The sequence below is a fragment of the Citrobacter sp. Cb041 genome, from assembly GCF_030336655.1.
GTDB lineage: Bacteria > Pseudomonadota > Gammaproteobacteria > Enterobacterales > Enterobacteriaceae > Citrobacter > Citrobacter braakii.
Window position 1 is genome coordinate 195,354 of the sequence record NZ_JAOWDD010000034.1, and the last position, 25,207, is coordinate 220,560.

A 25,207-nucleotide genomic window follows, 5' to 3' on the forward strand; every position below is an offset into this window, starting at 1 on the left:
ACATCTTTCGTACGTAAAATTTATATTTACCAGTTCCACAACGTGCCATCTTCCAGACGAGCAACAGGCAGATATGCAGGGTCATACGGATATTTCGCCGCCAGCTTTTCGTCAAACTCGATCCCAAGACCTGGTTTGTCTCCTGGATGCATATAGCCGTTATCAAAGGTCCAGTTGTGCGGGAACACTTCCAACATTTGCTCGGAATACCCCATATACTCCTGTACGCCGAAGTTCGGCACCCACAGATCAAAGTGCAACGCAGCGGCCATGCATACTGGGGACAGATCGGAAGGTCCATGCGAACCGGTACGTACCTGATACAGCGACGCAAAATCGGCAATTCGACGCATGCCAGTGATACCGCCCGCATGGGTGATGGTGGTGCGGATATAGTCGATCAATTGCTCTTCGATAAGCTGTTTGCAGTCCCAGATGCTGTTGAAAACTTCCCCTACCGCAATCGGCGTGACCGTATGCTGGCGGATCAGGCGGAAGCATTCCTGGTTTTCAGCTGGGGTTGGGTCTTCCATCCAGAACAGACGGTATTGCTCGATGCTTTTGCCAAAACGGGCCGCTTCAATTGGCGTCAGACGGTGGTGCATATCGTGCAGAAGATGTTCGTTGAAACCAAACTTGTCGCGCACGGCTTCAAACAGTGTTGGTGTGAAATCGAGGTACTTCTCCGTTGACCATAACTGCTCTTCTGGCCACTGCCCTTTGGTGGCGGGTTCGTAGGCCAGTCCTTTGCCTTTAGACATACCGTAAGTGGTTTTCATACCCGGCACGCCGCACTGCACGCGAATTGCTTTAAAGCCCATCTCTTTATGGCGCGCATAATCTTCGAGTACGTCATCAACGGTATGGCCTGTGGTGTGACAGTAAACCATAACGCCTTCACGAGATGCGCCGCCGAGCAGCTGGTACAACGGCATATTCGCCGCTTTCGCTTTGATGTCCCACAATGCCATATCCACCGCGGAAATCGCCGACATGGTGACCGGACCACGACGCCAGTACGCGCCTTTGTAGAAAAACTGCCAGATGTCCTCAATTCGGTGCGCATCGCGACCAATCAGCTGCGGACAAACATGATCTTTCAGATAGGACGCTACGGATAACTCGCGTCCGTTTAACGTCGCATCTCCCAGCCCAGTGATCCCATCGTCTGTGGTAATTTTCAACGTGACAAAATTACGCCCCGGACAGGTGACAAACACTTCAGCCCCAACAATCTTCATCTCTTATTCCTTGCATTTGTTCTTGTGATGCAGGAAATTTACCCAACTGAGCTACTACCATACAAGTATGAAGATCAAAAAAACGCTGATTGATCACAAAAAAGGCGCTATGCGCGCCCCCACCCAGCCACAATAATCAGCATGCCGCACAATGCCACCAGCGCGCCTGACCAGTCGTACAGGCTAAGTTTTACGCCGTCAACAATACGTAGCCAAAGCAACGCTGTCACCACGTAAACTCCACCATAGGCCGCGTACACACGCCCGCTTGCTGCCGGATGCAGCGTCAGTAACCAGACGAATAAGGCCAGTGACATCCCGGCGGGTATCAGCAGCCAGGCCGTAGCCCCTCGCTTAAGCCAGAGCCAGGGTAAAAAGCAGCCAATGATTTCGCATAACGCGGTGATGAAAAAAAGGAATGTGGTCTTAAGCATTGATGTTATTCAGTTACCTTCGGTTTAACCATGATACGACAGAATGTCGTTAGCGTATCCATCTCCGCTGAGTGGGTATGCCCGCAAGCCGGAATAGTGTAGAATTTAACCCTGTTTTATTGTTTTTCCCCTTTCCCATAAAAGGAATTCGCCATGAATATTACACTGACCAAACGCCTGTGCCTGACGGCTATGCTGACGCTGGCTGCGGCTGTGTACACCTCTTCCGCATTTGCTGAAACCAGTAAACTGATCATTGAATCCGGGGACAGTGCGCAAAGTCGTCAACAGGCAGCAATGGAAAAGGAACAATGGAACGATACGCGTCAGCTACGCCAGAAGGTCAACAAGCGTGCAGAGAAAGAGTGGGACAAAACCGACGCTGCTTTCGATAGCCGTGATAAGTGCGAACAGAGCGCTAATATTAATGCGTACTGGGAGCCCAACACCCTGCGCTGCCTCGACCGCCGCACTGGCCGCACCGTTGCCCCATAATGATTGCACTTTGAAAGATATTGAAAGGATACGATATGACTAGCGCCCTCAGTGTTAAGCTGCGCCCGCTGGAGCGTGAAGATTTACGATTTGTCCATCAGCTTGATAACAACGCCAGCGTAATGCGTTACTGGTTTGAAGAACCTTACGAAGCATTTGTTGAGCTGTCAGATCTGTATGACAAGCATATCCACGACCAAAGTGAACGTCGCTTTGTTGTGGAATGCGACGGTGAAAAAGCCGGACTGGTGGAGCTGGTTGAAATTAACCATGTGCACCGCCGGGCAGAATTCCAGATCATTATTTCGCCGGAATATCAGGGCAAAGGTTTGGCTTCCCGGGCTGCTAAGCTGGCGATGGATTACGGCTTTACCGTACTTAACTTATATAAGCTGTATCTGATCGTTGATAAAGAGAACGAAAAAGCCATCCACATCTACCGTAAACTCGGGTTTATGGTCGAAGGCGAACTGATTCATGAATTCTTTATCAACGGCCAATACCGCAACACAATCCGCATGTGTATCTTCCAGCAGCAGTATCTGGCAGAACATAAAACGTCAGGTCCCAACCTGCTGCAACCTACCGCTCAATAAAGACTGACTAATAGTAATCGATGGTGTTTTCAATCGAGTAATGGTGTTCAACTGCCGGCTTCACGCTCTCGTCAACGATAACAAGCTGGCAGTTGACCGGATTAGCATAGTCATCATACTTGCACGTTTGTTTTACATTACCTAACGGATGGTTATTAAGCAGGCTTACCGCGGTGTAATCCAGCTTCTTCAACGGGTCAACCGACGGTTTGGCATCAACCTGCAAGGTATTGTCCTTATTGACGGTGGTTTTACCCAGCGGGTAACCTTCCGCATCATAGCGATATTGCACCTTCATCTCTTTTCCCGTGGCGGAAACGACAAAACCGTTATCGTCAGTATCCCATACCACGCCCGCCGCAGGCAGTTCTGCTAACTGACATTTACCCTGTAAGCGGATCCGTTTTTCCAGCGTTTTGGCGTCCCGGTAATAGTTAGCATCCAGGACCAGCGCCATGCCGGTATTGCTTTCGATATCATGCAATTCAAGCGTATCGAAGCACCCTTCCTGTGAGAGCGTACCGACAACGCGCTTGGTGACTTCACCTTTGTCATTAAGCAGCGTCTGGCTGAAATCTTTTACTGGCCCGCGCAGCGGATCGAAATCAAATTCATTGGAAAAACTGGCCATTTCCGGCGTAAAGGAATCCAGGCCTTTGGCGTTATCACACCCGGCCAGCACGACGCACAGGAAACCTAATAAGATCTTTTTCTTCACATTTTTCACCGGGATAAGAAGATAATTCTCAATCATATTAGCAAATACAGTTATTTACACCAGAAATGCTAATCTTAGTCCAGGTCGATCATAAAGGAGCTGATGATGAAATACATAACAGGAATTGCCGCGCTCTTACTGGCCGTCGCGTCCCCGCAGGTCTTGGCGGCACCGGCGTCATGTGAACGCGTGAAAAGTGATATCGAACAGCGCATCATTAATAATGGCGTTGCTGAATCCAGCTTTACGCTGAACATTGTCCCCAACGATCAGGCCGATCAGCCTGATTCACTGGTCGTGGGACATTGTGCAAACGATACGCACAAAATTCTCTATACCCGAACCAACAGTGGCAATGCCCCAGCCAATAGCACCCCTGCCCAGGACGGGCACGCCGCCGAACCGCAATAAATCACGCCCTCCGTGCGCGGAGGGTCACTCCTGTTTGATATGCATTAAGATGACATACCCATAAGTGGGTAAACTCAAACCATTATTAGCATGCTATTAATTTCGTTATAGAAATTAATATATAGCGATAACTAAAATGGGGTGAGTAATGTCAAAAACTGAGCAATACGGAGGCATTAGCCGCAGGACGTTAGTGAAATCCTCGGCAATGGGTTCGCTGGCGCTTGCCGCGGGTGGGCTGTCGTTACCTTTCGGAATGCGCACTGCCGCCGCAGCGGTACAGCAGGCGATACAGCCCGTTGAAGAGAAGGTTGTCTGGAGTTCTTGTACCGTTAACTGTGGTAGTCGTTGTCTTTTACGTCTGCACGTTAAGGATGACTCCGTCTATTGGGTAGAGTCGGACACAACGGGCGATGATACCTACGGTAATCATCAGGTACGTGCCTGCTTGCGTGGCCGATCGATCCGTCGCCGTATGAATCACCCTGACCGCCTAAAATATCCAATGAAACGTGTAGGCAAGCGTGGAGAAGGAAAATTTGAAAGGATCACCTGGGATGAAGCACTGGACACCATTAGTGGTAATTTGAAGCGGATCCTGCAGGATTACGGTAACGAAGCGGTTCACGTGCTGTACGGTACAGGTGTAGATGGTGGGAATATTACTAACTCCAACGTCCCCTACCGCCTGATGAATTCTTGCGGCGGCTATTTGAGCCGCTACGGTAGTTATAGTACCGCGCAAATCAGCGCCGCAATGGGTTATATGTTTGGTGCTAACGACGGCAACAGTCCTGACGACATCGCCAATACAAAACTGGTCGTCATGTTTGGCAATAACCCTGCCGAAACCCGTATGAGCGGCGGCGGTGTAACCTGGTATGTTGAGCAAGCCCGCGAACGTTCTAACGCACGAATGATCGTTATCGATCCTCGATATAACGATACTGCCGCTGGTCGTGAGGATGAATGGCTGCCTATCCGACCAGGAACTGACGCTGCATTGGCTGCGGCGATCGCCTGGGTACTGATCACCGAAGATCTGATTGATAAACCTTTTCTTGATAAATACTGTGTCGGCTTCGATGAAACCACTCTTCCCGCCAGTGCACCGCGGAATGCACACTATAAAGCCTATATTTTAGGCGATGGACCAGACGGGATAGCCAAAACACCGGACTGGGCTTCCCACATTACCAGCATTCCGGCTGAGAAAATTATCCAGTTAGCGCGTGAAATCGGCGCAGCGAAACCCGCTTATATCTGCCAGGGTTGGGGACCGCAGCGTCACTCCAACGGTGAACAAACCGCTCGCGCGATTGCGATGCTCTCCGTTTTAACCGGCAATGTGGGGATAAACGGTGGTAACTCAGGGATGCGCGAAGGGACCTGGGATCTGGGCGTGGAATGGTTCTCCATGCTAGAAAACCCGGTTAAAACGCAGATATCAGTCTTTACCTGGACGGATGCTATTGATCATGGTGCAGAGATGACCGCGACCAAGGACGGTGTTCGCGGTAAAGATAAGCTGGACGTGCCTATCAAGTTTATCTGGTGTTATGCCAGCAATACGCTCATCAACCAGCATGGCAATATCGCGCATACCCATGATGTCTTACAGGATGACAGCAAGTGCGAAATGATCGTCGGTATTGAGCATTTTATGACTGCCTCCGCAAAATACTGCGACATTCTGCTACCTGACCTGATGCCAACTGAACAAGAAGATCTCATCTCACACGAGTCTGCCGGGAACATGGGCTATGTCATCCTTGGTCAACCTGCGACATCGCCAAAATTTGAACGTAAACCCATTTACTGGATGTTAAGTGAAGTCGCCAAACGTCTAGGTCCGGATGTATATCAAAAATTCACCGAGGGTCGTACGCAGCATGAATGGGTGAAATACCTGCATGCCAAGACCAAAGAGCGTAACCCGGAAATGCCGGATTACGACGAAATGAAAACGACAGGTATTTTCAAGAAAAAATGCCCCGAAGAACACTATGTTGCTTTCCGTTCTTTCAGAGAAGATCCTGGGGCTAACCCATTGAAAACGCCATCAGGGAAAATTGAGATTTACTCTGAACGGCTAGCAACCATTGCAGAAACATGGGAACTCAAAGACGATGAGATTGTTCATCCTCTTCCAGCTTATGCACCAGGCTTTGACGGTTGGGACGATCCTAAGCGCAAAACGTATCCATTGCAGCTCACGGGTTTCCACTATAAGGCGAGAACCCACTCCAGCTACGGCAATATCGATGTTTTACAGCAGGCTTGCCCGCAGGAGATCTGGATAAACCCCGTCGATGCCAGGACGCGCGGCATCCGTAATGGCGACACAGTTAGGGTGTTTAATAATATCGGCCAGATGCTGATCAGCGCGAAAGTCACACCGCGTATTTTGCCCGGCGTCACTGCCATCGGACAAGGAGCCTGGCTCAATGCCGATATGTTCGGCGACCAGATCGATCATGGTGGTTCCATAAATATTCTCACGTCGCATCGACCTTCTCCATTAGCGAAGGGGAATCCATCCCACAGTAATCTCGTTCAGGTTGAAAAGGCATAAGGACTAACCCATGACAACTCAGTATGGATTTTTTATTGATTCCAGCCGTTGCACGGGGTGTAAAACCTGCGAGCTGGCCTGCAAAGATTACAAGGATCTCACTCCCGACGTCAGTTTCCGGCGTATTTACGAATACGCTGGAGGCGACTGGCTGGAAGATAACGGCGTCTGGCAACAGAATGTCTTCGCCTACTACCTCTCCATTGCCTGTAATCACTGCGAAGATCCGGCCTGCACCAAGGTTTGCCCCAGCGGCGCTATGCATAAGCGTGAAGATGGTTTTGTGGTGGTGGATGAAGACATATGCATAGGCTGTCGCTACTGCCACATGGCCTGCCCGTACGGCGCACCGCAGTACAATGCCGCCAAAGGTCATATGACCAAGTGCGATGGCTGTCATGACCGCGTGGCCGACGGCAAAAAGCCCATCTGCGTCGAGTCCTGTCCGCTGCGCGCGCTGGACTTTGGTCCAATTGATGAGCTGCGCAAAAAGCACGGTGAACTGGCGGCGGTCGCTCCGCTGCCAGGTGCGCACTTCACCAAACCGAGCATTGTGATCAAACCCAACGCCAATAGCCGCCCGACCGGGGATATCACGGGTTATCTGGCGAATCCGCAGGAGGTGTAACATGGGCAATGGATGGCATGAATGGCCGCTGGTCCTGTTTACGGTGCTGGGCCAGTGCGTGGCCGGGGCGCTGATAGTGAGTGGCTATGGCTGGCTGACCGCTAAAGACGAGGTGGCAAAACAACGTATCGTGCGCAGCATGTTTTTTCTGTGGCTGGTGATGGGCATCGCCTTTCTCGCCTCGGTAATGCACCTGGGTTCGCCACTGCGTGCCTTTAACTCGCTGAACAGAGTTGGCGCATCTGCGCTGAGTAACGAAATCGCCAGTGGTTCACTGTTTTTCGCCGTCGGTGGCCTGTGGTGGCTGGTGGCGTTTCTCGGTAAAATGCCCGCAGCGTTAGGTAAAATCTGGCTGCTGGTGGGCATGATGCTGGGTCTGGTATTTGTGCTGGCGATGACCAGCGTCTACCAGATAGACACTGTCCCGACCTGGTATAACGGCTACACTACGGTGGCATTTTTTATGACGATGTTGCTGAGCGGACCGCTGTTTGCCGCCCTGCTGCTGCGTGCTGCGGGTGTTTCCTCTGGCACCGCCAGATTCGCCTACATAAGCGTTTTGGCCCTACTGGTGATCGTGGCGGTTATTGTTCTGCAGGGACTGTCGCTCGGCGGGATCCACAGTTCGGTGCAATCCGCCAGCGCGCTGGTTCCCGACTACGGAAGCTTGCAGGTCTGGCGCATCATTCTGCTGGCCGCCGGTCTGGGCTGCTGGATATGCCCGCTGATACGTCGTAAAGCACCGTCCGTCGGCGGCCTGGCGCTGGGCTTAGTGTTAGTCCTCGCCGGTGAAATCATTGGCCGCGGATTGTTTTACGGTTTACATATGACAGTCGGAATGGCTGTTGCAGGTTAACTTTCGGGTGCGGGGCAACCCGCACTGTACAGGATTGTTTGCATGACCCATTTTTCGCAAGGTGACAACTTTTCTACCGCGGCGCGCGTTCTCGGCGCACTGTTTTACTATGCGCCAGATAGCGCGGAAGCCTCTGCATTAGTCAGCGCGTTAAGAGCCGATGGCTGGCAGGCGCAGTGGCCGCTCGATCAGGCAATGCTTTTTCCGCTGGCTGCACGGCTACAAGCCGAGGTCGATGAGCCTCTCCCGCAGGCCTGGCAACGCCTGTTTGTCGGTCCATATGCGCTACCCTCTCCGCCCTGGGGATCTGTCTGGCTGGATCGTGAAAACGTGTTGTTTGGCGACTCTACGCTGGCACTCCGTCAGTGGATGCGGGACAACGGCATCCAGTTTGCCATGCAGCAAAATGAGCCAGAAGATCACTTTGGTTCACTGCTGTTGCTGACGGCCTGGCTTGCTGAAAATGAACGCCACACCGAGTGCGAACAGCTGCTGGCCTGGCATCTGTTCCCGTGGTCATCCCGCTTCCTTGATGTGTTTATCGAAAAAGCTGACCACCCGTTTTACCAGGCGCTGGGGGAGTTGGCCCGTCTGACGCTGGCGCAATGGCAGTCGCAGTTACTGATCCCGATAGCCGATAAGCCACTTTTTCGTTAGTTTCACCACAGGCAGGATGTGTCCTGCCTGTGTAGCATCCTGTTGCGCACGCCGAGCTTTTGCTTCTGTTGCCAAATAGCCGCAAAATAAAGCGTCTGAAATTTCCTGTCTGGCCACTCATGCATCATTTACATGCTTATCCTGACCTGCGCGCCATGTTCCGCCGCCTGCTGATTGCTGCGCTGATTGGTATCCTTGCTGCGTTGGCCGTCGCAGGATTTCGCCACGCCATGCTCCTTCTTGAATGGTTGTTCCTGAGCAATGACACAGGGAGTCTGGTCAACGCGGCAACAAACCTTTCCCCTGTAAGACGCATGCTGACACCTGCGTTAGGAGGGCTGGCGGCGGGTTTGCTGCTTTGGGGATGGCAAACGTTCAACCGGTTACGCCCGCAGGCTCCCACTGATTACATGGAAGCCTTGCAAACTAACGGACAATTTGACGTCAGTGCAAGCCTGGTGAAATCGCTGGCCTCGTTACTGGTCGTCTCCAGCGGGAGTGCCATCGGGCGCGAAGGTGCCATGATTTTACTGGCAGCGCTGGCAGCCTCCAGCTTTGCTCAACGCTTCACCCCGCGCACAGAATGGAAGTTATGGATTGCCTGCGGAGCCGCTGCGGGTATGGCCGGAGCGTATCATGCCCCACTGGCGGGCAGTCTATTTATTGCTGAAGTGTTGTTTGGCACGCTGATCCTCGCGTCACTGGGACCGGTGGTGGTATCCGCCGTCGTCGCCTTGCTCACCACCAATATGCTGAGCGCCAGCAATGCGCTGCTGTATGCCGTGCACTTCACACGGGAACTGCATGCGCTGGAATACGTCATGATCATCAGCACCGGTCTGGCTGCCGGCGTTTGCGGACCGCTATTCATGTGGTTGATGACCGCCAGCCATAATGGGTTTTTGCGCTTAAAACTCTCGCCCCCGTGGCAACTGGCGCTCGGCGGGCTGATCGTTGGCCTGCTGTCATTGCTCACGCCTGCGGTCTGGGGTAACGGCTACAGCGTGGTGCAGTCATATTTACTCTCCCCACCGCTGCTGGCCGTGGTGAGCGGGATCTTCATCTGCAAATTACTGGCGGTGCTTGCCAGCAGTGGTTCCGGTGCGCCTGGCGGTGTGTTTACGCCAACGCTGTTTGTCGGTCTTTCGGTGGGTATGCTGCTGGGACGAGTGTGGGGATTATGGCTTCCGGGTCCGGATGAGATTGCCATTCTGCTGGGATTAACGGGGATGGCCACGCTGCTGGCAGCTACCACGCATGCGCCAATAATGTCGACACTGATGGTTTGTGAAATGACCGGGGAGTATCGTCTGCTCCCCGGATTGCTGATTGCCTGTGTGGTGGCGTCTGTACTGTCGCGAACGTTACGCCAGGACTCTATCTACCGACAACACGCTGCCGAGCATTGACAGACGGATGTACTGAGACAGCTCGCGTTGCTCTGCGCGAGGCAGATAAGGCAGTTCACCGATCAGCGGTGCGGGTAATTTTTTGCCCAGCACATCAATGATTTCCGCATAATGTGCCAGCCCCGGGTTGATTCGGTTCGCGACCCAGCCAATCAAAGGCAGTCCGTCGCTGGCAATCGCCTGCGCGGTGAGGATGGCATGATTAATACAGCCTTCCTGGATACCCACTACCATTAGCACCGGCAGTTGTTCCTGCACCACCCATTCAGATAACGGACGCAGATCGTTCATCAGGCTCCGCCAGCCTCCGGTGCCTTCCACGACAACGTGATCCACTTTTTCGCTGAGGCTTGCGAGGCCGTTGGATAACAGGGTGTAATTGACCGGACCACTATGCGCTACGCTGCTTTCATCCTCACTCAACGCAATCGGGTTGACCGCCTCGTAGGGCAGTTCGATAGTAGACACGCTTTGCAGCACCAGCGCATCTTTGTTGCGCAGACCTTCAGGTGTCTCTTTGCTTCCTTTGGCCACGGGTTTGTAGCCCGCAACGCTTTTACCCCCTGACGCTAACGCTTGTAGTAATGCGCGGGAAACCACGGTCTTCCCAACAGAAGTGTCTGTACCTGTAATAAAGAAACGCTTCAGCATCACTAACTCCACCGTTATGCTTTGAAAATATAAGTCAGGAAAATAATACAGTGGAGAAAGTCTAAGGTATGACGACGAGAATCGGCTTGAGATAGCGCAATTTTTCGTACAACAGTTAAAAAATGTTAACCCTGTAATAGACGAATCAACAAAGAACCGTTATACATCGCGTCCTTCACGAGCGCCGCCCCTGCCATCGTCCCTTGATTGGTGAACTGCGTACTTTCGACGACAATATGCTGACTGTAGGCCGGGAGCGCTTGCTGACGAATGCTGTCAGCAATAGTGGGAAACAAAATATCCGCCGCTTTACTGAGCGGAGAACCAATCAATATCTTTTGCGGGTTGAACAAATTCACCATGATGGCCAGAATGCGTCCGACATGGGTCCCGACGCCGCTAATAATATCTTTCGCCAATAAATCCCCCTGCATCGCCGCCAGACACAGCGCGTCTACCGTTAACGGTTGCCCGTGTAGAGAAGAACTCATTGACTGCTTCAAGCGTACCTGTGCCAGTTCGAGCACGCTGTCGACGCTGGCGATCGTTTCCAGGCAACCATGGTTGCCGCAATAGCAGCGTTTGCCGTAGGGGTCCACCTGCGTATGACCAATTTCCACCAGGCTACTGCTGCCGGCATGCAGTAGATGACCGTCGGTGATTACTCCGGCCCCCACGTTATGATCGATCACCACCTGAATGACGTCGCGCGCGCCGCGCGATGCGCCAAAAAGCGCCTCGGCCATAGTCCAGGCGCTGATATCATGCTGAATATAGACCGGCACGCCGGTATGATTTTCAAGCGCTTCACCCAGCGGCATCTCTTTGACATCGTCGTAGAATGGCATGCGATGAACGATACCGTTTTCAGTATCAATAATGCCGGGTAAGGTAATGGCGATGGAGGTTAAGCGCTCCAGCTTTTGCTGGTGGCGGATGAAAAACTGATCGACCTGGGTAATAACGCGTTCCAGCAATGGTGTTTCACTGACCAGCGCCATTTCAAGACAATCTTCAACCACCAGTTTGCTGCTCAGATCGCGCAGCGCCAGAAAGATCTCGCCGCGACTGATACGAATGGATAGATAGTGCCAGGCTTCCGTTTCCACAACCAGCCCAACGGCCGGACGTCCTCGGCTGCCCGCTTCCTTGATTTCCAACTCTTGCACCAGGTGCGCTTCGAGCATTTCGCGGACAATTTTAGTAATACTGGCAGGCGCCAATTGTGCCAGGCGAGAGAGATCAATACGCGATACCGGACCCAGCTGATCAATCAGGCGATAAACCGCGCCCGCATTGGTCTGCTTAATTTGATCGATATGCCCAGGCTGACTATCAGCAACCACCACTTACTCCCTTTATTTTCGCGCTCCGAAATAATCTGCGGGCTATGGTGAAGCACTTCAATGGCTTCCGTCAACTTTTTACTTAGCCTTGTGATTTACTGCACATTTTCGCCCATTTTTAAACTAAATTAATCGCCTGAACGGCCGCCAGCAGTTGCTCGCGAAAGCGTTGCGCGGCGTGACTTTGCTCATGATGTTTTGGCCACACTAGCCACATTTCCGAAACGGCATCTTCTTCCGCTATCGGGATCCAACACATTTCATACAATTGCACCCGTTTAAAGGAAGCGGGAAGAATGGAAACGCCTAACCCTGCGGCCACCAGCCCGATGATAGTCATCGCCTCACCAACCTCCTGAGTGATAGTCGGCTTCAGTCCATAGCGATGCATGAGGCCAAGAATATCGTCATACAACCCCGTCCCCACATGCGGATCAAAAAAGACAAATGGCTCATTAGCCAACTCCGCCAATGTGACCACCGGCTTTTGCGCCAATGGATGCGTGCGCGGGATCATCGCCATCAGCGGCTCATGCAGAATGATTTCACGCTCCAGCGTTTCCGGAAGCTGCGTGTTGCGCAGAAGTCCCAAATCCAGCGTTCCTTCATTGAGCGGAGCAATTTGCTCGCGCGTGTTCATTTCACGGGTTTGCATATGTACAGCGGGGTAGCTCTGGCGAAAGAGGGATAACGTATCTGAAACCGCTTTGATAAACGGTGCCGATGACGTAAAGCCGATACGCAATTCCCCCGCTTCTCCCAGATGCAGACGCTCAGCCCTGGCAGCGGCCTCATTAACCAGCCCCAGGATCTGCCGACTGTCTGCCAGAAATTGCTTTCCGGCAGCGGTCAGCGCCACGCTGCGGTTAGTGCGCACCAGAAGTCGGGCGCCGACCTGCTGCTCGAGGATCTGGATTTGCTGGCTCAGCGGCGGTTGCGAAATATTCAGCCGTGCCGCCGCCCGGCCAAAATGCAATTCTTCGGCAACCGCTACAAAGTAGCGTAAATGACGCAGCTCGATATTCATATTTTTAAGATATCATTTGAGATTATTAATATATTAGACAGAATAATGCAATTTTCATACTCTTAATGCTAGTCATGTAGAGGTAATTGATTGAGCAAGGATTACAAGTGAGCCGTACAACCACTGTCGATACCGCGCCGACAAGCGATGTTGATGAACAGAGAGTTACCCCGCCGGATAGTTTTATCAAACGCGGAACATCCCCATTTATGCGCGTCACGCTGGCGCTGTTTTCTGCCGGACTGGCGACATTTGCTCTCCTCTATTGCGTGCAACCCATACTGCCAGTGCTCTCGCACGAGTTTGGGGTCTCTCCCGCCAGCAGCAGTATTTCGCTTTCCATCTCAACGGCGATGCTCGCGATCGGTTTACTGTTTACCGGTCCACTTTCCGATGCGATAGGCCGCAAGCCGGTGATGGTTACCGCCCTGCTGCTCGCGTCCTGTTGTACGTTGCTTTCGACGATGATGACCAGCTGGCACGGTATTTTAATCATGCGTGCGCTGATAGGTCTTTCGCTCAGCGGCGTGGCGGCAGTGGGAATGACCTATCTGAGCGAGGAAATACATCCCAGCTTCGTCGCCTTCTCAATGGGCTTATATATCAGCGGTAACTCGATTGGTGGTATGAGTGGCCGTTTAATAAGCGGCGTGTTTACCGACTTTTTTAACTGGCGTATCGCGCTGGCGGCGATCGGTTGTTTTGCCCTCGCCTCCGCGCTGATGTTCTGGAAAATCTTGCCGGAATCTCGTCATTTCAGACCAACGTCGCTGCGACCGAAAACGCTGTTTATCAACTTTCGTTTGCACTGGCGCGACAAAGGGTTGCCGCTGCTGTTTGCGGAAGGTTTTTTACTGATGGGGTCGTTTGTCACGCTGTTTAATTACATCGGCTACCGTCTGATGCTCTCGCCGTGGGAACTCAGCCAGGCGGTTGTCGGTCTGTTGTCCGTGGCCTATCTGACCGGGACCTGGAGCTCACCGAAAGCGGGGTCGATGACCACCCGCTATGGACGTGGTCCGGTAATGCTCTTTTCAACCGGCGTGATGCTGGTTGGACTGTTGATGACCCTGTTCACATCACTGTGGCTGATCTTCGCCGGGATGCTGCTCTTTTCAGCCGGGTTCTTTGCCGCGCACTCCGTGGCAAGCAGTTGGATTGGACCACGGGCAAAACGCGCTAAAGGCCAGGCATCTTCCCTGTATCTGTTCAGCTATTATCTGGGTTCCAGTATTGCCGGTACGCTGGGTGGCGTATTCTGGCACAGCTACGGCTGGAACGGCGTGGGCGGATTTATCGCCCTGATGCTGGTGCTGGCGTTGCTGGTCGGTGCACGTCTGCACCATCGTCTGCACGTATAATCCACGATGCCCGGGTTCCGGGCATCGCCTTCATCAACCAGGCTGTAACGTCTGAGCCCCCATTTGCAGGGCAATAACCGTCCCGTTCATCGCTATATGCAGCATAACCGGCATCAGCAGGCCGTTGCTTTTCAGTCTGGCGATGATCAAAACCTGCGACACAAGAAACAGCATCAGCAACGTGCGCAGATCCACATACTGCGTATGCATGATGGCAAAAATGACCGATACCACCACCGACGACAGCCAGGTTTTATTATTGAACCAATACTGGAATGCGTTGAATAAACAGCCCCTGAAAACAATCTCTTCATACACTGGCGCAATAAATATCAGGGTCAGAGTAGATAACCACAGCGCGTAGCTGTTTAGGGATATCTGGCTGGTCACCCACGCTTCGGTTTGTCTGAGGCCCAGAAACCATGGCAGGATAAGCTGAATAAACAGCAGCGCCACGAACAAAATGGCAAACCACCTGGCGTTGAAAATTCCCTTTCCCAGCCCCTCTCTTTTTCTGAAGAAGAAGTAATACAGCGGGACCAGCACAACAAATTCCAGCGCAAACAGCAGCGGAAAAAGTAGCCCTTTGGCAAGCAGAACCTGGCTGGCGGGGAAAAACAACGGAATAAACGTGAGGCCAAACATCAGCAAAAACATGGTAAAACAGCCAGCAACCGCTTTGGTCCTGACGATATACAGGTTGTCGGCATCCTGTGACATACGATCTCCTTGCGCTTATCAAAGATAACTTGATGAATTATCAATATATGATAAAAATTCTCATTATCACTGACAACCTACCAACTTTTACGCAATGCCCACGGTTTACAACGTGTATAGCGTTACAGACTCTTTTCAGCGGAACATTCTCATCAGCTACTCAGTGGAGAATCCGCCAGCGGCAACGAAAAACGGAAACAGGCCCCTGCCGTTGAATTAATCAGGCGGATATCTCCCCCATGCAGTTCGAGCATTCTGCGCACGATCAGTAAGCCCAGACCACCACGCTCAGCCCGCTGCTCACGGGGTAGTAACGCCGTCGGGCGCTGAAATAATACTTCGCGAACAGCCTCTTCGACGCCAGGCCCGCTGTCCTGCACTTCTGCTAACAAGCGGTCTTCATCACGCCAGACTTTTAGCCACACTTCGCCCCCGTCAGGCGTATGACGGATAGCGTTATCCAGCAAATTCGTGACGATTCTTTCCATCATCGATAAATCGGCATTCACCAGCGGTAACGGACCAATTACGTCAAGGTGCAACTGCAAATGACGCGTGGCAACGGGTAGATCAAATTTCTGTGCCACATCCTGGATCAGCTCGCCAATAGCAAAACGTTCACGCTGTGGTTTTATGCCGCCATGCTCAAGTCTCGCCAGCTCAAAAAGCTGTTGTGACAGATGGCGAACCTTATGCCCCTGGCGCAGTGCAATGCTTAGATAATGCCGGTTTTCCTCCGGCGTCATCGTATCGGCTTTCAGCGACAGCATTTCCAGATACCCCAGCAGTGAAGTGAGCGGCGTACGTAAATCGTGCGAAATATTGGCGATAAACTCTCTGCGCTGACGATCGCTGTCAGCTAATAAATCCCATTGGTGGGCAATTTTCTGTGCTAACTCGATAAATGCATTGTTCAGCAACGCAATTTCATTCGCCGGGGCCAAATCAGGCTTTTTCTGCGCCAGCTGTTTGATGACGCTAATGCTGTCCAGCTCCAGATTAACCACCTGACCGGTCAGCCTTTTCACCGGATTCGTCACCCATCTCCACACCAGGTACCCCGCGATTGCACCGGCTAATAAAACCAGTATTAACGTCCCGGTCACGGTGTTCCAAAGCGTTTTTTGCCAGGCGGTATTCGCCAGTATATTGAGATCTTCGCCCTGGAGAATAATGTACAAATAGCCATGCAGCTTGCCGTTAAATAAAACTGGCGCAGCGCTGAATACCTTTTGCTGGCTGCTGCGCGGATCATTGCCATAGACGGGCAGCTCGTCCGAATTAAGGAAAACCTGGATCGGCTGTACGCTAATGTTCTGGCGCTGAATATGCCCAGGCGGAGCGGCATCAGCAAGTATCTCGCCTGACGGTGAAACCAGATACAGCTCCACGCTTGGGTTTAGCGTCATCAGGTGATTAAACAGTCCTTTTAAAGTCTGCCGATTTACTTGCCCGCTGGCATCAATAAGCGGCTCACTTTTGACAATCTTGCTTGCCAATTCCAGCGAGAGCCTTTGCACCATGGCGTCGCCATACTGTTTACTGCTGCGGATCTGGACAACGCTGACAGCAACCGCGCAAATCAACATAATAGCGGTAAAGACCAGGGTCAGACGCTGGCTCAGCGACAATCGATAAATCATGGTTGATGCTCCGCGTTAACCGCAGCAAGCTTATAGCCTCGTCCCCACACGGTAAGAATAATTTCCGGCTCCGCAGCATCTTTTTCAATTTTGGTGCGCAGGCGATTGATATGACTGTTCACCGTATGCTCATATCCTTCGTGCTGGTAGCCCCACACCTGGTCTAACAACGCCTGACGCGAAAAGACCTCGCCGGGATGGCGGGCGAAAAAATAGAGCAGATCGAATTCACGCGGCGTTAAATCGAGGGATTTACCCTGCAGGCGGACTTCCCGGGCTAATGGATCAATCTCCACACCATGGACGGAGATAATCCCCGCCTCCATACGCAGGTTCTGACTCATCGCCTCCTGACGGCGAAACAACGCCTTCACCCGGGCCATCAATTCCAGCACCGAGAAAGGTTTGGCTAAATAATCATCGGCGCCCATTTCCAGCCCCAGTACGCGGTGAGTTTCACTGGTGCGAGCGCTGATAATAATGACAGGTAGATAGAAACTCATTTGCCGAATGCGACGACAAATTTCCAGACCGTCCGCGCCCGGCAGCATTAAATCGAGGATAACGGCATCCCAGACGTGCTTCTCCAGTAGCTCGACCGCTCGTGCCCCATCAGCCTCATGAATAATTTCGTACCCCTCATCCTTCAGGCTAAGTTGCAAAAGTGAGGCAATATCGCTGTCATCTTCCACCAAAAATATCTTTTTTGCGCCTGCCATCAGTGTCATCCCCCTCTCGTCATGCTGAAAGCTTACCTCAGGCAAGGGGCGGAAGTTATCACAAAATTTTTAACTTTTCGTGAGGATCCAGGGATACGCATGCGTCCAGTATGTCGTTATAGATAGGTCAGGCATCAACAGGGAAACGTCGATTTGTTTTCCTTAACATGAAAATAAAAAGGAAAAGTTATGCAGAAAAAACATCCACTTCGGGAAGCTGATGTTACCGCCGAGTCCGTTTTTTTTATGCAACGACGACAGATCCTCAAAGCTCTTGGGATAGGTGCGGCGGCGGCTTCGATCTCTTCCCCGACACAGGCCGGTCTGCTGAATTGGTTTAAAGGCAACGATCGCCCGTCTGCACCGGCGGGCAAACCGCTCGAGTTCACAAAACCCGAGATCTGGCAAAACAATCTGCCCTTGACGCCGGAAGACAAGGTCACGGGCTACAACAATTACTACGAATTTGGTCTGGATAAAGCCGATCCTGCCGCGAATGCCGGTAGCCTGAAAACCGATCCCTGGACGTTAACCATCAGCGGTGAAGTGAACAAACCTTTAACGTTGGATCATGATGCGCTGACGACTCGTTTTCCATTAGAAGAGCGTATTTACCGGATGCGTTGCGTTGAGGCGTGGTCGATGGTTGTACCGTGGGTCGGCTTTCCTTTGCATAAATTATTGGCGCTGGTTGAACCCACCAGCCACGCCAAATACGTCGCCTTTGAAACACGCTACGCACCTGATGAAATGCCCGGCCAGAAAGATCGCTTCATTGGTGGCGGGTTGAAGTATCCCTATGTTGAAGGTTTACGTCTGGATGAGGCCATGCACCCGCTTACCCTTCTGACCGTGGGCGTGTATGGCAAAGCGTTGCCGCCGCAAAACGGAGCGCCAATACGCCTGACCGTACCCTGGAAGTACGGCTTCAAGGGCATTAAATCGATAGTCAGTATTAAGCTGACGCGTGAACAGCCGCCGACGACCTGGAATATGTCGGCACCTAACGAATACGGTTTTTACGCCAACGTAAATCCGCAAGTCGATCACCCCCGCTGGTCTCAGGCCACGGAACGTTTTATCGGTTCGGGTGGCATTCTCGATGTACAGCGACAGCCCACGTTGCCTTTTAATGGTTATGCCGATGAGGTGGCTTCTTTATATCAGGGCATGGATCTACGGGAGTATTTTTAAGTGAGGTTAACCGCAAAACAGATAACCGGCCTGAAAGTACTACTGCATCTCGCCGGTTTATTACCCCTGCTATGGCTCTTCTGGGCCGCACAGCATGGTGAGTTGGGGGCCGACCCGGGTAAAGATATCCAGCACTTTACGGGCATCACCGCGCTGAAGTTTCTGCTTGCTACCCTGCTGGTGTCACCGCTTGCCCGCTACGCAAAGCAGCCGTTGTTGTATCGCACCCGTCGATTATTAGGGTTATGGTGTTTTGCATGGGCCTCGCTGCATATGACCAGCTATGCGCTGCTGGAGTTGGGTATACAAAATCTGGGATTATTGGGACGTGAACTGGTTTCACGCCCATGGCTAACGTTGGGCATGACTGGTTGGATAATCTTATTCCTGCTGACGCTGACCTCCACGCAAGCCGCGCAGCGTAAAATGGGCAAACGCTGGCAAACGTTGCACAACTACGTCTACCTGGCGGCCGTTTTGCTTCCGCTGCATTATCTGTGGTCGGTAAAAGTGTTATCACCGCTCCCCATTATTTATGCCCTCTGTTTTCTCGTGCTACTGGCTTTTCGCTATAAAAAGCTGTTACGCAAAGTCGGGTACAAAGGTGTGTTTATGAAAAGTGAATGAATCACGGTAAACTTCTCATCACACCTAAACAGAACGAGAACAAAAAATGAGTAACAATGATAATTACCATCAGCTCACCCGCACGTTCCAGCGGCTCTCTCGCTTCTCCCACCTCTCGGCAATCGCCAGTTGGGACATGTTTACCATGATGCCATCTGGCGGCAGCAAAGCTCGCGGCGAAGCACTGGCCGAGCTGAGCGTGCTTGAGCACCAGTTGTTAACCGACCCGAAGGTGGCAACGTGGATCGCCGCAGCCCAACAGGAAGACCTTAACGATGTTGAGCAGGCCAACCTGCGCGAAATGTCGCGACTGCATCATCAGGCATCCTTACTACCTGAATCGTTGGTAGAAGCGAAATCACTCGCGGGTAGCCGCTGCGAGCATGCCTGGCGCAGCCAGCGACCAGCCAATGACTGGGAGGGATTTTCCGAAAACCTGAAAGAGGTCGTGAAGCACAGTCGTGAAGAAGCCCGGCTGCGTGCCGAAGCCACAGGCTGTTCGCCTTATGACGCGCTACTGGACATTTTCGAACCAGGGATGACCAGTGCCCAATTGGATGTCCTGTTTGCAGACGTTAAGAGCTGGTTACCGGATCTGCTCAACAAGGTGGTGGCAAAGCAGTCTCAGCAGTCGCTCATCGCCCCGGTTGGTCCTTTCCCAACCGCAATCCAGCGAGAGTTGGGCCTTGAAACGATGGCGCAGTTGGGATTCGATTTTACGGCTGGTCGACTGGATATCAGTGCGCACCCCTTCTGTGGTGGCGTACCTGAAGATGTGCGTATCACCACCCGCTATGATGAAAACGAATTACTTAGCGCGCTGTTTGGCGTGATCCATGAAACCGGTCACGCCCGCTATGAGCAAAATCTGCCGCACAGTTGGTCAGGGCAACCTATCGCCCTGGCACGCTCAACCGCTATTCATGAGTCCCAGAGTCTGTTCTTTGAGATGCAACTGGGGCGCAGTAAAGCATTTCTGACGCGGTTAATTCCTGCTGTGACGCGCCACTTTGGCGATCAGGCTGCGTTTGAAGAAAGCAATTTCATCGCCTGGAACCAGCAGGTTAAACCCGGTTTTATCCGTGTTGATGCCGACGAGGTGAGCTATCCTGCTCACGTTATCCTGCGTTATGAAATCGAACGCGCGCTCATTAATGGCGATATTGAAGTGGATGATATCCCGGCATTGTGGAATGAGAAAATGCAGTCCTGGCTGGGGCTGTCAACCATCGGCAACTATCGTAACGGTTGTATGCAGGATATTCACTGGACCGATGGCGGCTTTGGCTACTTCCCTTCTTATACTTTAGGCGCCATGTATGCGGCGCAGTTATTCAGTGCCGCTAAGCGCGCATTGCCTGATTTAGAGCAGTCTATTGCGCAAGGTGAGTTTGGTGCCCTGTTTGACTGGTTACGTCAGAATATCTGGCAGCATGGCAGCCGTTTCACCACTGAACAGCTTATTACCCAGGCCACCGGAGAGCCGCTCAGCAGCCGTTATTTCCGCGCTCATCTGGAAGCCCGCTATTTGTAATCTCATACCGTGAGTCATTGTACATATCGTTACACGCCGAAACCAATGACTCACGGAAGCCCTGTGATTACAGCGATATAGTTATTTCAACGGCCCCGCAGTGGGGTTGAATGAAAAAACCAAATCGAGGGTATGAGAATGAAAAAAGTATTAGCTCTGGTTGTTGCCGCTGCTATGGGTCTGTCTTCTGCTGCATTTGCTGCTGAAACAACTGCTACCACCGCTCCGGCTGCTGCTGCAACCACCAAAGCAGCTCCGGCAAAAACCACTCATCATAAAAAACAGCACAAAGCAGCGCCGCAGAAAGCGCAGGCAGCTAAGAAACACGCTAAAAAATCCGCCACAAAACCGGCTGTAGAACAGAAAGCGCCAGAGCAGAAAGCACAGGCAGCTAAAAAACACACCAAAAAAGCAGCGACCAAACCCGCTGCAGAACAAAAAGCACCAGAGCAGAAAGCTCAGGCAGCAAAAAAACACACCAAAAAAGCCGTAAAACACGACACCGCTAAACCCGCTGCTCAACCAGCTGCATAACACATTTGTAGTTACTATGGCGTCCCCCACGCCATAGCATACGGTGCTAAATCGACCTGATTTAGCGCCGCCTTTTGGAGGGTAAAATGGTGTCACATTACCGCTTTGAGCTCATTCTTATTACCCTGATAATTTGCGCCCTCATTGCCATGCATTTTTATCTATCCTGAGTGTAGTTATCTGATTTTACTCCCACTTTCCCGCCGTCCCGTCTATAGTATTAACTGAGGGTTTGCTGTTAAAAATCATAATTCCCCACCAGAGTGTGATATGCATAAAACCATTGCTGTGTTACTGGGTTCAATTTGTTTACTTCCTGTCGTGGCGCATGCGGACCAGCCTGCAACGGCCAGCGCTGAAGCAGAAAACGTAAAAACGCTGTTTTTTGGTCATGACGATCGCATAAAAGTGACTGACCCAACGCAATCTCCTTGGGACGCTATCGGGCAACTGGAAACCGCCAGCGGTAACCTGTGTACTGCCACGCTCATTTCACCACGACTGGCACTGACTGCCGGACACTGCTTACTCACCCCCCCGAAAGGCAAGCCGGATAAAGCCGTGGCATTACGCTTCGTGTCGAAAAAGGGTGTCTGGCGCTACGAGATCCACGGCATTGAAGGACGGGTTGATCCCTCGCTCGGAAAACGTTTAAAAGCCGATGGCGATGGCTGGATTGTGCCGCCTTCCGCGGCCCCGTGGGATTTTGGTCTGGTGGTGCTGCGTTACCCACCTTCTGGCATCACACCGCTGCCATTATTTGAAGGTGATAAAGCGGCATTAACCGCGGCGCTGAAAACCGCAGATCGTAAAGTTACGCAGTCGGGCTACCCGGAAGATCATCTCGATGACTTGTACACGCATCAGGATTGCGTGGTGACCGGTTGGGCGCAGAATACCGTTTTGTCGCACCAGTGCGACACACTCCCGGGCGACAGCGGTTCACCATTGATGTTGAAGACAGATACTGGCTGGCAGTTGATTGGCGTACAAAGCTCCGCTCCGGCGGCGAAAGATCGCTGGCGGGCCGATAATCGCGCCATATCCGTGACCGGGTTTCGCGATAAGCTGGATGAGTTGGCGAAGGAATAACCTATGCTGCCCGTAGTAACGGGCAGCACTGAGATCAGGCAAGTTTAATCATTACCATTCCGGCAAGCAGCAGCGCCAAACCGATCCAGCCTTTATGATTCAGGCGCTGACCAAACAATACCCAACCTGCCGCTAACGTCGCAGCAATCCCAAAGCCGCCCCACAAGGCGTAGGCAACAGAAAGGTCGATACCTTTTACCGCCTGGGACAGCGCGCTAAAGGCCGCTAACACGGCTGCCAGCGACAGCACGCCATAAGTCTTGCGGCGAAACCCATCTGAAAATTTCAAAAAGACGTTAGCGACGATTTCGAGCACAATGGCTATGCCAAGCCATGCGCCGTGAACCCACTCAAACTGCTGCATGGCTCACCTCTCTGCCCGCCTTTGTCGGTTTTCGTGTACCGGATTTAATCAGCACAATACCTAACACCAGCGAGACCAGTCCAGCCACCTTCATCGTGGACAAGGTTTCGTCAAATAACAGCACGCTGAACAGCGTAATAAATAAAATACCGATACCTTCCCATAAGGCATAGGCCACACCAAGGGCAATTTTTTTAACGGCAAAACTGAGAAAAATATACGATAAGGCAATCATTACCAGCATTAAAATAAAGCCCGAATTACCATGGCCGACGCTTGCCCATTTCATTGACAGCGTACCAGTAATTTCAGCCGCGATGGCCAGACCTAATAATATCCAGTAAAACATAATGCTTCTCCTGCTTGAGAATATAGTCCTTTGGGCCTACTGCATGCAGTAAACCAAAAAATAAAATTAGTTAGCTCAGCGCACAGCGCCAGCTCAGGCAGAAGAAGGGACTAAAGCGCGTTGCGCCAGTGTTGCTCACCCGTAAGCAAGAAAGTGGAGGAGGTACGAAGAAGTGAAGGTAAACGCAAAAACATCCTGAACATATTGTCCATAATATTACAATTATCCGCAGTGTTGCTTCTCATCATCGCGGATGATAATTGTCCTCGGTAGTTAAACACAGATGATTTGTACCATAGCTTCAATGCGAACTCAAAGTCTTTTCACTTCTTTACCTGCCCCATTTGATTTTTGTTATAACGGCTCGACGCAAATCACATTATTATTCAGATTCAAAAATGAAAAATGCAGGAATACACATGGCGAAACCGATCATCACGCTTAACGGCCTAAAAATAGTCATTATGCTGGGCATGCTGGTTATCATCCTGAGCGGCATCCGCGTTGCCGCAGATATCATCGTCCCATTTATTCTGGCGTTATTTATTGCCGTCGTGCTTAACCCCGTGGTGCAGCGGATGGTCAAACTTCGCATACCGCGCGTAATAGCGGTATCATTACTCATTGTTATTATTGTGATGCTAATGGTGTTGCTATTAGCGTATTTAGGTACATCCTTAAATGAGCTTGCGCGAACGCTGCCGCAGTATCGCTCTTCACTGGTTATCCCACTCAAAAACCTTGAGCCGTGGTTACAGCGCGCAGGGATCGGCGTTTCCGTGGATGAACTCGTCAAATATATCGATCCGAACGCGGCAATGACGCTGGTGACCAATTTACTGGCACAGCTGTCTAATGCCATGTCATCGATATTTTTACTGCTGTTAACGGTGGTTTTTATGCTGCTGGAAGTACCGCACTTACCCAACAAACTCAAACAAATGATGAGTCGTCCCATTGAGGGAATGGCAGCGATTCAACGCGCCATCGACAGCGTTTCCCACTATCTGGTGCTCAAAACGGCGATCAGCATTGTGACCGGGCTGGTGGCCTGGGGCATGCTCGCCGCACTCGACGTGCGTTTCGCCTTTGTCTGGGGACTGCTGGCGTTTGCGCTCAACTATATTCCTAATATCGGTTCAGTGCTGGCCGCCATTCCCCCTATTGCTCAGGTGCTGGTATTTAGCGGCCTTTATGACGCCCTGGTGGTTTTCGCAGGTTATCTGGTCATTAACCTGGTGTTCGGGAATATCCTCGAACCGCGGATCATGGGGCGTGGACTTGGGTTGTCTACACTGGTGGTGTTTCTGTCGTTAATCTTCTGGGGCTGGTTACTGGGGCCTGTCGGGATGCTGCTTTCTGTGCCGCTGACCATCATCGTGAAAATCGCGCTTGAGCAAACCAACGGTGGTCAAAGCATTGCAGTGTTGCTGAGCGATCTCAATAAAGAATGAATATACACGGCGTTTTACGGTGATTAGACGGCTAAAACCGTATGGGTTTATGAGTGGTAATCATGAATAGCGAAGTATTAAAAAAAAACGGCCTCCGCAGAGGTTATGCCCGTCAGTTAATCATTATGGAGAACATGTGATTTTGGCTCAGGGTTCCGTTCACCTCTGTGGTATCAATTCTATGAGGCTCAGATACCCGTGAACGCGCAAGGGAGGCTCACCGCCTCCTCCCTTGCAACCCAGGCTCCCGGCGGGGAAATCGTCGCTGCGCGATTCATTCGTCTTATGCCGTCTGCCTGTCGGGTCGGGGCCGGGCCTGCGTCCCTGCAGGCCGTCCCCTCTGCCCGCATCCCTGGGGGCAGACCCGGTCAGCCGTCAACGCCTCATCGATTTTCAGCCGGAACGGGGTCATCGCTGCAACGCACTGACTTTCAGTTAAATCTGTTTTGCTGTTCAGATAAAAAACGCAGGGGGTCAGGTGTGGGCTGGTCTGGCTGAAAATTGCCGACGTGTTTCCGTAAGGCCGGGAGAACCCGCAGGGATGCGGGTTCAGGGCGCGTTTTGCAGGGACG

General features: G+C 52.0%; 28 protein-coding genes. 16 read left to right on the forward strand and 12 right to left on the reverse strand.

What is annotated here, in order from left to right; all coding sequences use genetic code 11:
* Positions 1–26 precede the first annotated feature (26 nt).
* Positions 27–1,241, reverse strand: coding sequence for a starvation-sensing protein RspA (rspA, locus tag OGV52_RS08595; protein ID WP_016153056.1), 1,215 nt, complete (start codon positions 1,239–1,241; stop codon positions 27–29).
* A gap of 107 nt (positions 1,242–1,348) precedes the next feature.
* The gene (locus tag OGV52_RS08600; protein ID WP_016153055.1) at positions 1,349–1,675 is read right to left on the reverse strand and encodes a YnfA family protein; all 327 of its coding nucleotides are present in this window, start codon (positions 1,673–1,675) and stop codon (positions 1,349–1,351) included.
* 153 nt (positions 1,676–1,828) lie between these two features.
* Here OGV52_RS08600 and OGV52_RS08605 point away from each other — a divergent pair, with 153 nt between their 5' ends.
* The gene (locus OGV52_RS08605) at positions 1,829–2,170 is read left to right on the forward strand and encodes a DUF1283 family protein (RefSeq protein ID WP_016153054.1); all 342 of its coding nucleotides are present in this window, start codon (positions 1,829–1,831) and stop codon (positions 2,168–2,170) included.
* A 35-nt stretch (positions 2,171–2,205) separates the two neighbouring features.
* Complete coding sequence (speG, locus tag OGV52_RS08610) at positions 2,206–2,766, forward strand: spermidine N1-acetyltransferase (protein WP_006684613.1); 561 nt, start codon at positions 2,206–2,208, stop codon at positions 2,764–2,766.
* 7 nt (positions 2,767–2,773) lie between these two features.
* Here the strand turns inward: speG and OGV52_RS08615 are convergent, their stop codons facing one another.
* Complete coding sequence (locus tag OGV52_RS08615) at positions 2,774–3,484, reverse strand: YnfC family lipoprotein (RefSeq protein ID WP_029139534.1); 711 nt, start codon at positions 3,482–3,484, stop codon at positions 2,774–2,776.
* Between the two features lie 102 nt (positions 3,485–3,586).
* Here OGV52_RS08615 and OGV52_RS08620 point away from each other — a divergent pair, with 102 nt between their 5' ends.
* The 6 genes from OGV52_RS08620 to clcB all read left to right on the forward strand — a co-directional run bounded on the left by OGV52_RS08620 (position 3,587) and on the right by clcB (position 10,020).
* Positions 3,587–3,895 carry a DUF1161 domain-containing protein gene (locus OGV52_RS08620; protein WP_103766286.1) on the forward strand — a complete coding sequence of 103 codons (309 nt, stop codon included), beginning with the start codon at positions 3,587–3,589 and terminating at the stop codon, positions 3,893–3,895.
* A 148-nt stretch (positions 3,896–4,043) separates the two neighbouring features.
* Entirely contained in the window at positions 4,044–6,470 is a 2,427-nt protein-coding gene (gene ynfF / locus OGV52_RS08625; protein WP_049281794.1) for a selenate/tellurate reductase subunit YnfF, read from the forward strand.
* Positions 6,471–6,480: 10 nt separating this feature from the next.
* Positions 6,481–7,098, forward strand: a complete 618-nt coding sequence (locus tag OGV52_RS08630) for a DMSO/selenate family reductase complex B subunit (protein ID WP_049281795.1) — start codon at positions 6,481–6,483, stop codon at positions 7,096–7,098.
* Between the two features lies 1 nt (position 7,099).
* Positions 7,100–7,954: a dimethyl sulfoxide reductase anchor subunit family protein gene (locus tag OGV52_RS08635; RefSeq protein ID WP_287108370.1), complete on the forward strand. Its 855-nt coding sequence runs from the start codon at positions 7,100–7,102 to the stop codon at positions 7,952–7,954.
* A 42-nt stretch (positions 7,955–7,996) separates the two neighbouring features.
* A complete protein-coding gene (gene dmsD / locus OGV52_RS08640; RefSeq protein ID WP_016153048.1) occupies positions 7,997–8,611 on the forward strand; it encodes a Tat proofreading chaperone DmsD in 615 nt (204 codons plus the stop codon).
* 119 nt (positions 8,612–8,730) lie between these two features.
* Entirely contained in the window at positions 8,731–10,020 is a 1,290-nt protein-coding gene (clcB, locus tag OGV52_RS08645) for a voltage-gated ClC-type chloride channel ClcB (RefSeq protein ID WP_049281797.1), read from the forward strand.
* Here clcB and bioD read toward each other — a convergent pair.
* The 3 genes from bioD to ynfL form a co-directional block, all read right to left on the reverse strand.
* Positions 9,976–10,671 (reverse strand): dethiobiotin synthase, encoded by a 696-nt coding sequence (gene bioD, locus OGV52_RS08650; protein ID WP_016153046.1) that lies wholly within the window; start codon positions 10,669–10,671, stop codon positions 9,976–9,978. The genes clcB and bioD overlap by 45 nt on opposite strands.
* A gap of 125 nt (positions 10,672–10,796) precedes the next feature.
* The gene (gene mlc, locus OGV52_RS08655; RefSeq protein WP_016153045.1) at positions 10,797–12,017 is read right to left on the reverse strand and encodes a sugar metabolism global transcriptional regulator Mlc; all 1,221 of its coding nucleotides are present in this window, start codon (positions 12,015–12,017) and stop codon (positions 10,797–10,799) included.
* Between the two features lie 118 nt (positions 12,018–12,135).
* Entirely contained in the window at positions 12,136–13,044 is a 909-nt protein-coding gene (gene ynfL, locus OGV52_RS08660) for a multidrug efflux transcriptional activator YnfL/SxtR(Kp) (protein WP_287108371.1), read from the reverse strand.
* A 107-nt stretch (positions 13,045–13,151) separates the two neighbouring features.
* On the opposite strand from ynfL, the gene ynfM reads away from it, so the two are divergent.
* On the forward strand, positions 13,152–14,405 hold the full coding sequence (gene ynfM / locus OGV52_RS08665; protein ID WP_046276321.1) for a multidrug efflux MFS transporter YnfM/SxtP(Kp): 1,254 nt from the start codon (positions 13,152–13,154) through the stop codon (positions 14,403–14,405).
* A gap of 33 nt (positions 14,406–14,438) precedes the next feature.
* Here ynfM and OGV52_RS08670 read toward each other — a convergent pair whose 3' ends face one another.
* From OGV52_RS08670 to OGV52_RS08680, 3 genes are all read right to left on the reverse strand, one after another.
* The gene (locus OGV52_RS08670) at positions 14,439–15,125 is read right to left on the reverse strand and encodes a CPBP family intramembrane glutamic endopeptidase (RefSeq protein ID WP_047417544.1); all 687 of its coding nucleotides are present in this window, start codon (positions 15,123–15,125) and stop codon (positions 14,439–14,441) included.
* A gap of 152 nt (positions 15,126–15,277) precedes the next feature.
* Positions 15,278–16,768 (reverse strand): sensor histidine kinase, encoded by a 1,491-nt coding sequence (locus tag OGV52_RS08675; RefSeq protein WP_287108372.1) that lies wholly within the window; start codon positions 16,766–16,768, stop codon positions 15,278–15,280.
* Positions 16,765–17,487: a winged helix-turn-helix domain-containing protein gene (locus OGV52_RS08680; RefSeq protein WP_287108373.1), complete on the reverse strand. Its 723-nt coding sequence runs from the start codon at positions 17,485–17,487 to the stop codon at positions 16,765–16,767. The genes OGV52_RS08675 and OGV52_RS08680 overlap by 4 nt, the downstream gene beginning before the upstream one ends.
* Positions 17,488–17,676: 189 nt before the next feature.
* On the opposite strand from OGV52_RS08680, the gene msrP reads away from it, so the two are divergent.
* The 6 genes from msrP to OGV52_RS08705 all read left to right on the forward strand — a co-directional run bounded on the left by msrP (position 17,677) and on the right by OGV52_RS08705 (position 22,468).
* Positions 17,677–18,681, forward strand: a complete 1,005-nt coding sequence (msrP, locus tag OGV52_RS08685) for a protein-methionine-sulfoxide reductase catalytic subunit MsrP (protein WP_279264948.1) — start codon at positions 17,677–17,679, stop codon at positions 18,679–18,681.
* On the forward strand, positions 18,682–19,308 hold the full coding sequence (msrQ, locus tag OGV52_RS08690) for a protein-methionine-sulfoxide reductase heme-binding subunit MsrQ (protein ID WP_216403319.1): 627 nt from the start codon (positions 18,682–18,684) through the stop codon (positions 19,306–19,308).
* Positions 19,309–19,354: 46 nt separating this feature from the next.
* Positions 19,355–20,842 carry a carboxypeptidase M32 gene (locus tag OGV52_RS08695; protein ID WP_016156460.1) on the forward strand — a complete coding sequence of 496 codons (1,488 nt, stop codon included), beginning with the start codon at positions 19,355–19,357 and terminating at the stop codon, positions 20,840–20,842.
* 138 nt (positions 20,843–20,980) lie between these two features.
* Entirely contained in the window at positions 20,981–21,376 is a 396-nt protein-coding gene (asr, locus tag OGV52_RS08700) for an acid resistance repetitive basic protein Asr (RefSeq protein ID WP_049041468.1), read from the forward strand.
* A gap of 86 nt (positions 21,377–21,462) precedes the next feature.
* Positions 21,463–21,546 (forward strand): small membrane protein YdgU, encoded by an 84-nt coding sequence (gene ydgU / locus OGV52_RS23540; protein WP_479415317.1) that lies wholly within the window; start codon positions 21,463–21,465, stop codon positions 21,544–21,546.
* Positions 21,547–21,646: 100 nt separating this feature from the next.
* Positions 21,647–22,468, forward strand: a complete 822-nt coding sequence (locus OGV52_RS08705) for a trypsin-like serine peptidase (RefSeq protein ID WP_016153036.1) — start codon at positions 21,647–21,649, stop codon at positions 22,466–22,468.
* A gap of 34 nt (positions 22,469–22,502) precedes the next feature.
* Here OGV52_RS08705 and mdtI read toward each other — a convergent pair whose 3' ends face one another.
* From mdtI to OGV52_RS23545, 3 genes are all read right to left on the reverse strand, one after another.
* A complete protein-coding gene (gene mdtI, locus OGV52_RS08710) occupies positions 22,503–22,832 on the reverse strand; it encodes a multidrug/spermidine efflux SMR transporter subunit MdtI (RefSeq protein ID WP_016153035.1) in 330 nt (109 codons plus the stop codon).
* The gene (mdtJ, locus tag OGV52_RS08715; RefSeq protein ID WP_161623250.1) at positions 22,819–23,184 is read right to left on the reverse strand and encodes a multidrug/spermidine efflux SMR transporter subunit MdtJ; all 366 of its coding nucleotides are present in this window, start codon (positions 23,182–23,184) and stop codon (positions 22,819–22,821) included. Before mdtJ ends, mdtI begins: the two co-directional genes overlap by 14 nt.
* Positions 23,185–23,291: 107 nt before the next feature.
* A complete protein-coding gene (locus tag OGV52_RS23545; protein WP_448839087.1) occupies positions 23,292–23,462 on the reverse strand; it encodes a protein YdgV in 171 nt (56 codons plus the stop codon).
* A 138-nt stretch (positions 23,463–23,600) separates the two neighbouring features.
* Here OGV52_RS23545 and OGV52_RS08720 point away from each other — a divergent pair, with 138 nt between their 5' ends.
* The gene (locus OGV52_RS08720; protein ID WP_287108376.1) at positions 23,601–24,635 is read left to right on the forward strand and encodes an AI-2E family transporter; all 1,035 of its coding nucleotides are present in this window, start codon (positions 23,601–23,603) and stop codon (positions 24,633–24,635) included.
* The last annotated feature ends 572 nt before the right edge of the window (positions 24,636–25,207 follow it).

What these genes read in the sequence shown, in the direction of transcription:
- rspA (WP_016153056.1), bottom strand. Translation starts at nt 1,241, where the DNA reads ATGAAGATTGTTGGGGCTGAAGTGTTTGTCACCTGTCCGGGGCGTAAT.
- OGV52_RS08600 (WP_016153055.1), bottom strand. Translation starts at nt 1,675, where the DNA reads ATGCTTAAGACCACATTCCTTTTTTTCATCACCGCGTTATGCGAAATC.
- OGV52_RS08605 (WP_016153054.1), top strand. Translation starts at nt 1,829, where the DNA reads ATGAATATTACACTGACCAAACGCCTGTGCCTGACGGCTATGCTGACG.
- speG (WP_006684613.1), top strand. Translation starts at nt 2,206, where the DNA reads ATGACTAGCGCCCTCAGTGTTAAGCTGCGCCCGCTGGAGCGTGAAGAT.
- OGV52_RS08620 (WP_103766286.1), top strand. Translation starts at nt 3,587, where the DNA reads ATGATGAAATACATAACAGGAATTGCCGCGCTCTTACTGGCCGTCGCG.
- ynfF (WP_049281794.1), top strand. Translation starts at nt 4,044, where the DNA reads ATGTCAAAAACTGAGCAATACGGAGGCATTAGCCGCAGGACGTTAGTG.
- OGV52_RS08630 (WP_049281795.1), top strand. Translation starts at nt 6,481, where the DNA reads ATGACAACTCAGTATGGATTTTTTATTGATTCCAGCCGTTGCACGGGG.
- OGV52_RS08635 (WP_287108370.1), top strand. Translation starts at nt 7,100, where the DNA reads ATGGGCAATGGATGGCATGAATGGCCGCTGGTCCTGTTTACGGTGCTG.
- dmsD (WP_016153048.1), top strand. Translation starts at nt 7,997, where the DNA reads ATGACCCATTTTTCGCAAGGTGACAACTTTTCTACCGCGGCGCGCGTT.
- clcB (WP_049281797.1), top strand. Translation starts at nt 8,731, where the DNA reads ATGCATCATTTACATGCTTATCCTGACCTGCGCGCCATGTTCCGCCGC.
- bioD (WP_016153046.1), bottom strand. Translation starts at nt 10,671, where the DNA reads ATGCTGAAGCGTTTCTTTATTACAGGTACAGACACTTCTGTTGGGAAG.
- ynfL (WP_287108371.1), bottom strand. Translation starts at nt 13,044, where the DNA reads ATGAATATCGAGCTGCGTCATTTACGCTACTTTGTAGCGGTTGCCGAA.
- OGV52_RS08670 (WP_047417544.1), bottom strand. Translation starts at nt 15,125, where the DNA reads ATGTCACAGGATGCCGACAACCTGTATATCGTCAGGACCAAAGCGGTT.
- OGV52_RS08675 (WP_287108372.1), bottom strand. Translation starts at nt 16,768, where the DNA reads ATGATTTATCGATTGTCGCTGAGCCAGCGTCTGACCCTGGTCTTTACC.
- OGV52_RS08680 (WP_287108373.1), bottom strand. Translation starts at nt 17,487, where the DNA reads ATGGCAGGCGCAAAAAAGATATTTTTGGTGGAAGATGACAGCGATATT.
- msrP (WP_279264948.1), top strand. Translation starts at nt 17,677, where the DNA reads ATGCAGAAAAAACATCCACTTCGGGAAGCTGATGTTACCGCCGAGTCC.
- OGV52_RS08695 (WP_016156460.1), top strand. Translation starts at nt 19,355, where the DNA reads ATGAGTAACAATGATAATTACCATCAGCTCACCCGCACGTTCCAGCGG.
- asr (WP_049041468.1), top strand. Translation starts at nt 20,981, where the DNA reads ATGAAAAAAGTATTAGCTCTGGTTGTTGCCGCTGCTATGGGTCTGTCT.
- ydgU (WP_479415317.1), top strand. Translation starts at nt 21,463, where the DNA reads ATGGTGTCACATTACCGCTTTGAGCTCATTCTTATTACCCTGATAATT.
- OGV52_RS08705 (WP_016153036.1), top strand. Translation starts at nt 21,647, where the DNA reads ATGCATAAAACCATTGCTGTGTTACTGGGTTCAATTTGTTTACTTCCT.
- mdtI (WP_016153035.1), bottom strand. Translation starts at nt 22,832, where the DNA reads ATGCAGCAGTTTGAGTGGGTTCACGGCGCATGGCTTGGCATAGCCATT.
- OGV52_RS08720 (WP_287108376.1), top strand. Translation starts at nt 23,601, where the DNA reads ATGGCGAAACCGATCATCACGCTTAACGGCCTAAAAATAGTCATTATG.